Origin of the sequence: uncultured Cedecea sp. (assembly GCF_947498825.1) — a bacterium.
GTDB lineage: Bacteria > Pseudomonadota > Gammaproteobacteria > Enterobacterales > Enterobacteriaceae > JGM124.
Genome location: NZ_CANMLV010000021.1, coordinates 21001 through 33906, shown reverse-complemented (window position 1 = coordinate 33906; position 12906 = coordinate 21001). Strand labels below are relative to the sequence as shown.

The window sequence follows — 12906 nt, the reverse complement described above, 5'->3', positions numbered from 1 at the left end:
CGATTTTTGACTTACAGGATATCAGACTATGAGTTATTCCCGTTCTAAAACCGGCGCTGAGCGTCGTTCTGTGCTGCAAGCCTGGGCGCTGGAACCGCGTATGATGTTTGATGCTGCTGCTGTGGCGACAGCAGAGCAAGTGATTGATGCAACAGACTGGAACCCTGGTGTTATTGCAACGGGAGTGAGGACTACCCTGACTATCAGTGAGGGCAGCTCGCCGCAAAGTGTCGATCTGTTTTCCGGCGTGAAGGTGATTAGCGCGGGGGATAAAGAAGAGCTCACTGAGCTGGTGATTAAAGTCAGCACCAGCGGCAGTAATCAGGCATTAGTGATAGATGGTTCGACTATTGCGCTACAGACGGGCACGTCTGAAACTGCGGATAATGGCTACGCCTACAATGTCTCTGTCAGTGGAGGGGTCACCACTCTGACACTGAGTATCGCATCATCTGAAGCCTACAGCCCTGACGATGTCGCTAAGCTTATCGATTCTGTTGCCTGGAAAGCGCTGGATACTACGGTGGAAAGCGGTTCGGTCACTGTCACTCTGGTTTCTTTGAGTGATGTGCTTGATACCACGGATATCGGTATTTCTGCCACCATCGATATTGACAGTAAAATCAATGTTGCGCCGGTGGTGAGTGACGGACATGCGCTTGAATCCGGCGATACTATTTCCCTGCCTGGCATTGGCAGTCAGGGACAGGTGAGCTATTCCACTGATGGTAACTATGTCTATGTTGCCGGAAAAGGGAATATCTCACTATTTACGGTGGATGAGGGCGGTAATCTGTCGCTGGTGAAAACCTTGGCAGTTGAAGGAATGGGGACGGTGACTGAGTTGGTCACGGCACCGAGCGGTCAAGGGGTATATGCGATTGATGGCGGCGAAAACATCTATATGTTTAGCCTCGATAGCAATAATGATCTGGCTTTGAGTCATACCTATAACAGCAGTAATGGGGATATTAGCGGTGGTCTGGCTTTATCCGATGATGGCGCTTATCTCTATGTGGGCACTCATTGGAATGATGTCGCTATTTTTACCCGCAACACCACCACCGGTGAACTGAATTATTTAGACAGAGCTCCGGGTTCTTCAGGCAGTGGCGATCGTAACGGGGTGATTATTAGCCGTGGCGACAGAGTTTATGTCATTTATACCACAGGCGATCACTCTATTTATGCCTATCAGCGTCAGGAAGATGGTCGGTTAACCACGATTGCCTCGCTGATTGTTGACGGTTTTGGTTACCAAAGCGTCGACTTTAGCCTGGCTGTTTCAGCTGATGGTCAATATCTGTATGTGGCTAATCCTGACGAGAATACCCTCGGTGTTTATCAGTTGAGCGGAACAACGCTTACCAAGGTGGAGTCAAGACCGTTTGAGGGAATTGGTAGTATCGCCCTGAGTGCGGACGGTAAGTCGCTGTTTGTCAGCGATCACAACGGAACTTTGCATACCTATGCGGTAGCCGCGACCGGCGGGCTCACCGCCGTTAATACCCTGACGGATATTAACGGAAAAGATATTGCCGTCTCCAAAGACGGGCTTTCTGTGCTGATAACCAAAGACAAGGGTATTACCCGTTATACCCTGGCACAGACCATGACGCAGGGAAGTTCGGTTAATTTTGCTCAAGGGATGACCCTCTCAGACAGTAACAATGATGTCCTTAACAACGGAGAGGGAAACTATCTCGGCAGTCAGATCACAGTCAGTGCTGACACAAACAGCGGCACCTTTGGTTTTATCAACGCCAATCATCTGAGCTATAGCAATGGTGTGATTTCGCTCGATAATCAACCTGTCGCCACGGTGCTCACCAATGGTGAAGGTAAAGTGATTATCACCTTCACCAGCAATACCAGTAAAAACATCGCGAACCAGGTTCTCCAGCAGCTAACTTACAGCAATACCACCGCCGCGGCGGGAAGTTTTATTCAGCTTAGCACCACAGTCAGTGATGGTGAACTCACTAGTCAGGCACTGGTGACCACCTTGCGGGTTAACACTGTCCCCCAAGTCAATACTGACGCTGCAACCGGTTATAATCTGGATAAAGCGATCAGCGAAACAGGATATAACTTTACGCTATTTTCCGGGTTGTTCGGTGATGAAGATGGTGACCATCTGACCTGGTCTGTGACGGGCCTGCCGGAAGGGATAATCTTTGAACCGAACACCAGAACGTTGTCTGGTCAGGCACTGGAGACCGGTATCTTCACACTGACGATTACCGTCACCGATGCTTCTGGTGGCAGCGCGTCTATTGAGCGCAGCCTCGAAGTGGTACAAATCGATAACCGTGCGCCAGTGGTTAATGAAAGCGTTTCTTCCCAGCTTAGCAATGCCACCGTTGGCAGTGTTTATAGCACCACTCTGGACAGCAATCTGTTTACTGACCCGGATAGTCTCTATGGCGACAGCCTTAGCTGGACAGTATCCGGTTTGCCTGAGGGGTTTGTTTTTGATACGCAGACCTTAACCCTGTCAGGTATCTCTACGGTTGCGCAGGATTATACTGTCACCGTCACTGTTACCGATGAGTCTAATGTCTCTACCTCAAGGGACGTCACGCTCTGGGTCATCACCGTTGAAGAGGCGAATAACCAGGCACCGAATCTGAGTGCCGATATGAGTGCTCTGACGTATACCAGCGATGGCAAACTGAGCGGATTTAATCAGTACGTTAACAGTATCACGTTATCGAAAGACGGCACGCTGTTGATTGTTGCTGCGAATACCGGCAGTAATGTGAATGGCCCAAATGGTACCGGTACACTGTTTGTTTACAGCCGGGATACTAAAACCGGTGAACTGACGCAAATTCAGGCCTTTACTCAAGGCACCGCCAATGATGGTGATGACAGTAACGGCATCGAAGTCAACGGGCTGAGAGGCGTTACGTCTGTTACCACCTCCGCGGACGGCAGCCTGCTGTATGTTACCGGTTATAACGACAGCGGAAGTACGACCGCCTATTCGATCAGTGTCTTCAGTATCGGTGAGTCCGGTGGTCTGTCGTTTATCGGTACCGTGACCGATATTCCGGAAAAAGTGCTGGATCTTAAGGTCTCTGAGCAAGGCAATATGCTGTATGCCCTGTCAGCAACCACACTGTATAGCTATCAGACTGGCGACAATGGCGCGCTCACCGCCAATGACAAGTATCAGCCTGCAACCGGACTCGGTACTGCTATTGAAATGGAGGTTGACGCCAAGGGAACGGTCTATATTGTTGGCGGTTCACGGGTCAGTATCTACCAGCCTGACGCTAACGGACAGCTGACCTATGCCGGGCAAATCATTCGCAGTGGCACGACCATAACCTGGACTGATGTATCAGGGACCAGCGAGACGCTTGTCACCAATATCAACAGTAACGCCATGAACGGCGTTAACGGTATCGAGGTCTCTGATACTGGCTATATCTATCTCACAACAGGTAACGGTTTCCTCACCACGTTGCATTATGACGCTACCCGCCAGAACGCGCAGTATGTTAATGCCTCAGATGCTTACACGGTGCTGAACCAGTATCCGAATACCCTGGTATTATCCAGTGACGGCAGTACCTTATTTATGTCGGGTGCAGGAACGACTCGACTCGCTATCTATAAAATTGATGCCAGTGGCGTACCTCAGTTTAGTGAGACGATAACCGTGGCTGACGGGATGTCGCGTTTTGTCGTCAGCGCTGACGGTAAGTCGATTTATGGTGGACGCCATCTGTTCTTCGGCTCTATGGCATTGAGCATGGCTAGCGCGGGCAGTGTGAATGTTGATTATATCGAACAGGATACTATCAATGTTACCCAGGCTATCAGGCTGAATGATGCTGAATATGATGCGCTGAATAGTGGAAAGGGTAACTATAACGGCGCAGTGCTGACCTTGGAAAGAACGACAGGCGGCCAGAGCGTTGACACCTTTGGTTTCACCAATGGTGACGGACTGCTGCTGGATAATGGCGTTCTGACACTTAACGGTAAAGAAATCGCCACTTTCGTCACCACTGAGGGTAAGCTGGTCTTAACCTATATCGCAGAGGTTGATACCGCAACCGCTAATCAAGTCTTACAGCGCCTCACCTATACCAACACCAGCGATCTGCCAGGGAGTAAAATCAGTTTGACCCTGTCAGTTGCGGATAAGTATGCCTCCAGCACGGTCGATCTGCTGCTTAACGTCACTGAGATCAATAATCCACCGTCTCTCGAGGCTGAAGGTAAGGATGTCACTTATGTCAGTGGTGGTGAGCCAGTCAAACTGTTTGACAAAGCGACGCTCTCTGCGGGCGAAACTGAGCAGACTATCAGTGAAATCACCCTCACAGTGGACAATCTTCAGGACGGCGATCGCGAAATACTGGTGATTGGCGGGGCTTATACCGTATTAACTGACGGTGCGACGGGGTCTGGCGGCGTTGAGTTTCAAGTCTTGGGTGAAGATGGCACTGTTGAGACGCTGTATTACTCCGTCAATACCCGCGTCTCGGTAGTTGATGGTGTGGCGACTGTTACGATTATAAGCAACGAAATACCGTCTGAAGCGCTGGCGACCTTGGTACAGGGTATTTCTTATCGCAACGGTGCTACTGATTACAGCGAAACGCCAACGGCGGGCACACGTGTCGTGACTATCACCTCCGTTAAAGATAACGGTGGCGTGGCGCATAATGGAATTGATACCACAGTGGTTTCTGTTCGCAGTGAAGTGGACGTGGGCTTCACCAACAAAGCTCCAACGGTAATCGCCGGGGATAACCAGAGCCAGTTCACTGAAAAAGGTGATGGCGCGGTGCTGTTTAAAGATGTGGTGGTTTCCACCGGGGAAAGCGGCCAGGCGGTCACGGCTATTTCTCTGACTGTCACGGATATTCAGGACGGCAGCAGCGAAACGCTGTATATCGATGGCACGACCATTGTTTTAACCGATGGTAATAGCGATGTCACTCAGCAGGGCCTGCATTACAGTGTTGCTGTGGTTGATGGTGTGGCAACGGTAGAGCTGTATTCCAGTGACGGCCTGTCGACGCAAGCGACAGCGCAGATGCTGTCAGAAATAGCCTATATCAACACCAGCAATGATCCCACCGAAGGTTCCCGTACCGTTACCCTGACCGCTATACAGGATAACGGCGGTACTGCGGATGGGGGGCAGGACAGAGCTGAACTGAGTCTCCAGGCGACAGTCAAGGTGGTCGGTGTCAATGATGCTCCGGTTATCAGCGGTTCTGGCATCAGCAGTCATTATACCGTCAGCGGTAATCAGACTGAATTATTCGCTGACCTTGCTATCTCGGCGGTAGAGAAGAACCAGACTCTGTCGAGTGTGACCTTCAATATAGCGGGTGTGAAGGATGGCGGTAGTGAGCACCTGATTGTCGATGGTGTCGGAATAGCCCTGATCAGCGGCAGTGGTACCACCCCAGGCGGGCATGCCTACACTGTGATCGTTGAGGACGGTGTTGCCACGCTGAATGTCTCCTTTAAAGAGGGGCTGACTGGCGCACAAACTGCGACGTTAATCGAACAGTCACGCTATAGCAACAGTATGGACGTTAAGACCGCAGGTCTGCGTACGATCTTGGCCAGCGTTCAGGATAATGGCGGTGGAGACGATACCCGCCAGTTAGCGGCGACGGCGAAGGTGACGATTGTCGATAACTCGGCTCCGGTTCTCGGGGCCGGTGTTGAAAATAATCATCTGGTGGGGATTGAAAGCATAGGTGATATCCCAGGGATAGGTGACGTTGTCACCGGAGCGTTGAGCCAGGATGGTAAAACGCTCTATGTAGCCGGCAGTGACGGCAATATGGCAGTATTCCAGCGCCAGACAACAGAAGGCAAATGGGTTTATCAGCAGACGGTTGAAGTCTCATCCGGAGCCATTGAGTCCGTGGAAGTCAGCCAGGATGGCAGCCATGTGCTGGTACTTGCGGATTCCGGAAATAGCCTGACGATCCTCTCCGCCACTGACGCTCTGACTAAAGTGAGCACCCTCGCGACGCAAAATGTGAGTGACTTCGCCGTTTCCGCCGATGGCAAAATTGTCTATGTGGTGGATGGTAACTACTCCGGCCTGAAAGTGTATACCCAGGATAGTGCATCCGGGGTATATGACCAGACGCAGCAGATTTCCGGCGCCACCGGAACGGCGCCTTATTTGTTTACGGCTGTTGAGATTAAAACCGTCGGTGATTACGTCTATGTGCTTACCGATCCTGCTTCGGACACTGTTGCTAACACACTGATTGTCTATCAGATTCAGGATGACGGTAGCCTGAAAGATGTGGCTTATATTCGTGATGGTCAGGGAGCCGCCAGTATTAGCGACGACGCCAGTCTGACGGTCTCAGCAGACGGTAAGCAGATAGTGGTGAGCACTGCCAGCAGTATCAGTCTGTATCGCTTTGACCCGGCGACGAACGAGCTGAATATTGCCAGTCAGCAAAACGGCCTCAGCCAGCTGGCTTCTGTTGCTTTGTCTGAAGACGGAAAAACCTTCTATATCACCCAGTCAACGGGCAGCATCAGCCGTTACCTGGTAGAAAGCGACGGCACTCTGACGCTAAAACAGATGACAGACAGTAGCCAGGTTTCGGAACTTAAGGATGCGGGCCTGATTATCTCAGGCAAAGATGGCAGCCTTATTGTTTTCGGTGAAAACAGCATTGTTTCTCTGTCTGACCAATTAGTTGACTCCATCACTCTTGAGTATACCGAAGGTGAAACTCTACCACTGACGGGGGTTATTACGCTCAATGATGCTGAATATGACTCGTTGAATAACGGCCTGGGGAACTATCAGGGTGCCACCCTGACTCTGGGGCGTGAAAATGCCAATGCGGATGACCTGTTTGGCCTGACGGAAGCGAATGGTCTCTCTTTAGAAAACGGTAAAGTGCTGCATGGTGGCAAAGCGATAGCTGATTTTGTGAGTAGTCAGGGGACATTGACCCTGGTATTTACCTCCAGCGTCAGTACTGATTTGGCGAATCAACTCCTGCAACAGATAACCTATACCCATGCCAGTGCCGACCCTGGCAATGCGATAGCTTTAATCCTGAAGGTGACAGACAGTTACGGTGCTAGTGACAGTGTCACTTTATCTCTCATGGTAACACCGATTAACGATGCGCCAACCCTGACGACAACGGCGGTCAATGGCACCTTTATTGAAGGGGGGGCGCCTGCTGACTTATTCAAAGATAGCCAGACCAGTACCATTGAAGCCGGACAGACCTTTATCAAAACGGCACTGACGGTTTCCGGGGTTATTGACGGTGCCGATGAAAAACTGACGCTGGATGGCACGGAAATCGCCTTGATTGCCAGCAGCGGTAAAACGGTCAATGGCTATGACTATCAGGTCACTGTGCAAGGCGATATTGTCACTGTCACAGTCGGCAGCAGTGAGGGACTACCATTAGCCTCTCTGGTTGATGGTTTAACCTACAGCCATGACAGTAATGATCCGACGGCGGGAACACGTACCGTGACACTGACCCATATTCAGGATAATGGGGGGACTGAGTTGGGCGGTCAGGACAGCAGTGTGCTTAATCTCGCCTCAACAGTGATGGTTCAGGCTGTCAATAATCCACCGGTTGTGACGGGCACCGGGCACGATATGCAGTTTACTGAAGGGAATGCTCCGCTAGCGCTCTACACCGACACAAGTGTTGATACGGTTGAAGCAGGTCAGACGATCCGCAGTATCAGTGTCATGGTGGAGGGGGTTAAAGACGGCTCAAGTGAGCAGTTATACCTTGACGGAACCACTATCTCTTTAATCAATGGCAGTGGAACCACCTCCAGCGGTTATGCCTGGACGGTCTCTGTTGTCGATGATAACGCCTTGGTCACCCTGAGCAGCGCAAACGGCATCTCTGCGCCTGCGACGGTAATTGAAGGGATAAGCTATTCCCACATCAGCACTAATCCTGGTGAAGGGGTGAGAAATTTCACCTTGAGTTCGGTTCAGGACAGCGGAGGGGGCGAAGACAGCAGCCAGCCCGGACTGAAAACATCGGTTAGCGTCATTGCGGTTAATAGCCCGCCAGAGGCGAGCGTTGACAGTCTGACATTGCTGGGGGCAACTCAGGACAGCAACTATACATTTATCTTCCCGGAAGCGCTGTTCAATGATGTCGAGGATAAAACCCTGTCATGGCAAATTGATGGCCTGCCTGAAGGATTAAGTTTCGACCCAACGACGTATACGCTGTCAGGCACACCCGCCACCGAAGGCAGTTTCACTCTGACGCTCACGGCGACCGATGCGCAGGGCGCATCAGCGAGTATTGTCCTGACTCTGGAGGTTGAAGCCCGCAGTGTCACCCATGTTGATTTTATCGCAACGGCCGGATTATTCCCGACATCCACAGGCGGCACCGATAATCTCTATGCATCGCTTTCAGCGTCACTTGGCCTCAATGTGACCTCTTCTGAGCCGACTGACCTGTCCCGAGAAACACATTTAGCCACGGGGGAACTGGATTTAGTCGCTTCGCCCTGGTCTTTAAATCCTATTCAGTTTGGTCAGTTGCCTGCGCTTGAGAAGATTGATTTTAAAGGCTTAACGACTAAAGCGCATAGCACCAGCACTATTGATTACTGGGAACCTGCTACAGGCAACGTACAGATCCATTCGCTTGTTGGCCAGGGTGAGTTTATTGATGCCCGTCTGGCTAATGGTCGTCCATTACCCGAGTGGCTTCAGTTTGACCCGGCTAAAGGCGAACTGAAAATGGACAGAACGCAAGCCCCTCAAGTCGGGCAAATCCAGCTCCGGCTTATTCGTGCCGATGGTTCTGTTCTGTTACTGACTTTAAGAGAGCCTTTGTCGCTTGCTTCAAGTCCGTCTGCATTACTTACCGATCCTGTATCCCAAGAGGTACGGGCGACTTTTGAGGCAGCCTTATCAGCTAAGGATGCCATTTCTAAAACACTCGCCGCGGGACAGGGGGACAGTGACGCTTTGCTTAAAGCCGCTCTCGAAATGTCAGCCTCCGCAGCACAACCTGCACAAGCATCATGATTATCTTAAAAACAATAATAAGGAGTTCTCTGGTGGGGCATTCTAAGTTTGAACAACATAAGGCAAATGGCTTTGCAAAACGCGCGCTTAAAATGACAGCCATAGCCAGTGCTTTACTCCTGGCTGGCTGTGCTGTTCGTCCTGAACCTGTGACGATGGACGAACAGATAAGCCAGGCGCTCAGCGATCGTACACAGATGTATGCCGATCAGGAACCTGTACGCGGGGTTATTACGCTCGATGAGGCCCTGGCGCGTTCACTCAAGTACAACCTTCAGCAGCGTGTAGCTCTGATGGAACAGGCGATTGAAGATAACCTGCTGGGCATTGCCCGGTTAGATATGTTACCTAAACTGGCAGCCCAGGCAGGGATGGTGACACGAAGTAATGTCGCCGCGTCCAGCAGCCAGTCAGTCACCACCGGTAAGCAGTCACTGGAGGCATCAACCAGCCAGGATATGACACTGCGTACCGCAGACTTGACCATGAGCTGGAACGTACTGGACTTTGGGATTAGCTATTTCAATGCCAAAATGCAGGCTAACAAAACCCTGGCGGCAGAAGAGCGCCGTCGTAAAGTGGTGGCCGATATTACCCGTCAGGTGCGCACCACCTATTGGGAAGCGGCTACCGCTCAGCGTCTGCAGCCAGAAGTGACTCAGGCCTTGGTCAAAGCACGTCAGTCGCTGGCCTTTGCCCGCCAAACGGAGCGTGAACGTCTGCTGCCGCCAGTAGAATCTCTGCGTTTCCAGAAAAACATGCTGGAAATGGTACGTCAGCTGGAAGTGGTAGACAGCGATCTGGTGCTGGCGAAATCGCGCCTTGCGGCACTGATGAACTTGCCACCGGCGAGCAATTTCACCGTTGTTTCTCCTGAACAAAACAGTCTGGTTCAGATCAAGCTGCCTTATACCCTGACTGACCTGGAAAACTTTGCGATGGTCAAACGACCTGAAATTCGTGAAGAAACCTATTTAGCCCGTAATGCAGTGCTGGATACCCGTCGATCATTAACCCGTTTACTGCCTGGTGTGTCACTCTTTGCCGGTATCAACGGCGATAGCAACGATTTCCTCGTTAACCGTAACTGGGCCAGTGCGGGTGTGCAGGTCAGCGGCAACTTGCTGAATGTGCTCTCCTGGTCTTCGGTCAAAAATGCTGGTGAGGCGGGTGAGTCACTGGCAGAAGTCAGACGCCAGGCCTTACGTATGGCGGTTCTGACACAAGTTAACGTCGCCTGGCAGGAGTATCAGCAGAGTACCCAGATGTTTGAGCGTTATCAGGAACTGGCGCGGGTACAGCGGGGTATTATGAACCAGACGGATCAAAGCTACCGTAATCAGGCTGCGACCCAGATGGAACAAGTGCAAATCAGCACCGAAACTATTCTGACGACCCGCGCCCGTGACCGTAGTTTTGCCAGCATGCAGGACGCGCTGGGTACCGTATACCAGGCGGCCGGACTGGATGTGTTACCGGATAATATTAATGACACCAGCCTTGCGGCACTGAGTGCGAGCATCGGTAGTACCACACAGCAGATTGAAAAAGGTCAGCTGGCGAAAGTTTCTCTGCAGATGTCCACTGCTCCCGTCACGGCACCGGTAGCCCCGGCTTCTGTTGCAGCGGTGGCTCCAGCAGTAACCCGGACTCAGTCTGTTGCCGTCAGTCAGCCGCTGCTTTCCAGCTACCAGCCAGTCAGTTTACCTGTTGCAGCGGTGCCGCCGAGAGCCACGCCGCGTGTTAATCAGATCAACCGCATTAATGATATGTGGAATAACCTTGAGTCGATTTCCGGAGTGGCGGAATGAAGCTTCTGATATTGGCAGCCTGTTTGCTGCCGATAGCAGGTCTGGCGGGCACTCAACTGGACCCGGTCAGGGTTCAGTTGAGTGCCGTAAAACAGACCGTGCTGTCCAGTGGTATTGCCGGGCGGGTTAATGAGTTGAACGTCAAAGAAGGTGACAGTTTTAAGCAGGGTCAGACCCTGCTTACCTTCGATTGCGCGGTATTACAGCAGAAACTTAACTATTCAAACGCGGCTGAGCAGGCTGCGCGTAAAAAAGTGGCTGTCGCTAACCGGTTAGATAAACTAAATGCTATCAGCGTTTCTGACGTTGATGAGGCGCGTGCTGCGCTATCGATGGCACAGGCAGAAGGTGGGGTGAATCGTGCAATGCTAAAGCGTTGTAACATCGTCGCGCCTTTTAATGGCCGGGTGACAGAAACACGAGTCCGTCAATGGGAAACCGTACCTGAAGGCAAAGAGCTGCTGGCTATCTATGATGACAGTGCGTTTGAACTGGAATCGATTGTGCCTTCACGCTGGCTGGTTTGGCTGAAAGCGGGAACCCCGTTTACCGTCACACTGGATGAAACCGGGCAAACCTATATCGCTGAAATTAGCCGTATTTCGTCTGCGATAGAACCTGTCAGTCAGTCCGTGAAAGTTTTTGGAAAAATCACCCATGCCAGTGAAAGATTGCTCCCTGGGATGAGTGGTGAAGCACAGTTTGTTTCTGCGGAGTCAGTGGCGAATGAGTAATCCTCTCCAGCCGCTTGCGGAACTGTTACAACTCCAGCGTCGCATGCGGGCGCTGGACAGGCGCGAGAGCCTGGCCTTTTTTATGGTCAATGAAACGCATCGTTTGACAAACTATCACCAGGCAGCCCTCTGGGAGGGGGAAGCGGGTAAATTAGCCGCTGCTTCAGGTGTTGCAAGCCTGGACAGCCACGCACCTTTTTGTCGCGGTTTTTCCGCACTTTGTCGTCAGTGGCAGCAGACTTTTCATAAAATAACAGCCATCAGAGCGCAAAGTCTCTCGGCTGAGGACAGCCAATTCTGGCAAGAGTATTTACCTGAAAACGGACTCTGGATACCGCTTCCGCATCTTGATAAGGAAAGGCCAATGAGCCTTATTCTGTTCAAGGATACGCCATGGTCGGAACCTGAGAAAGTCCTTCTGGAACAGTTAGCCGATGCTTATGGTCATGCCTGGCAGAGTCTGGCTCGCCAGAAAAAAAACCACAGATCTGTACCGAGGATAAAGCGCAAGGGGCTGGTGGTGGGGATGGCTCTGGCCTTAATCATGCTAATCCCGGTTCGCCAGTCGGTACTGGCTCCTGCGGAAGTGGTGGCGAATAAACCCACCTTGCTGCGTGCTCCACTCTCTGGCGTGGTGGATGTCCTTGAGGTGAAACCGAACCAAGCCGTTCTCAGGGGGGACGTGCTGGTCAGTCTGGATGCCCGTGAATTACTGAACCAGCGAGAAAATGCCCGTCAACAGCTTGCCAGTGCCGAGGCACAGTATCGCCAAGCCCAGCAGATGGCGCTGAGTGATGCGGATGCCAAAGCCCAGTTAGCGGTGCTGGCGAGCCGTCGTCAGCAGACGCTGAGTGAAATGACGTTTATTGAGTCTCAGCTGGACCGTATGGCTCTGAAGTCACCTCGTGACGGTATTGTGATATTTGATAATGCCAACGATTTACTGGGGCGGTCGGTGTCCGTCGGAGAGCGAATCATGATGGTGGCTGATCCGAGTGATACCCGGCTGGAAATCCAGCTTCCGGCAGGAGATGCCATTGCACTGGAAAACGGTGCAGAAGTGCGCTTATTTCTCAATGTTGCGCCAAACTCTCCACAAGATGCGGTTTTAACTCAGATTGGCTACCGCGCGACACCGGATGCTGAAAATGTGATGGCGTATCGCCTTTTGGCTGAATTTAATCAGCCAGAGTCTGTGGTCCGAGTGGGACTGAAAGGCACCGCAAAAATCTATGGCGAAAGAACGGTACTGATTGCTTATCTGATGCGTAAACCCTGGTCATCGTTACGTGTCTGGCTTGGAGTCTGA

4 protein-coding genes are annotated in these 12906 nt (G+C 51.7%); all 4 read left to right on the top strand.

The annotated features are described in order from the left end of the window. Positions 1 to 28: 28 nt before the first annotated feature. The 4 genes from Q1A40_RS18130 (at position 29) to Q1A40_RS18115 (ending at position 12906) form a co-directional block, all read left to right on the top strand. Positions 29 to 9052 (top strand): putative Ig domain-containing protein, encoded by a 9024-nt coding sequence (locus tag Q1A40_RS18130; protein WP_300002964.1) that lies wholly within the window; start codon positions 29 to 31, stop codon positions 9050 to 9052. A gap of 92 nt (positions 9053 to 9144) precedes the next feature. Continuing rightward, complete coding sequence (locus tag Q1A40_RS18125; protein ID WP_300003111.1) at positions 9145 to 10863, top strand: TolC family protein; 1719 nt, start codon at positions 9145 to 9147, stop codon at positions 10861 to 10863. After that, on the top strand, positions 10860 to 11597 hold the full coding sequence (locus Q1A40_RS18120) for an efflux RND transporter periplasmic adaptor subunit (protein ID WP_300002961.1): 738 nt from the start codon (positions 10860 to 10862) through the stop codon (positions 11595 to 11597). The genes Q1A40_RS18125 and Q1A40_RS18120 overlap by 4 nt, the downstream gene beginning before the upstream one ends. Further along, positions 11590 to 12906, top strand: coding sequence for an HlyD family efflux transporter periplasmic adaptor subunit (locus Q1A40_RS18115; RefSeq protein ID WP_300002958.1), 1317 nt, complete (start codon positions 11590 to 11592; stop codon positions 12904 to 12906). Before Q1A40_RS18120 ends, Q1A40_RS18115 begins: the two co-directional genes overlap by 8 nt.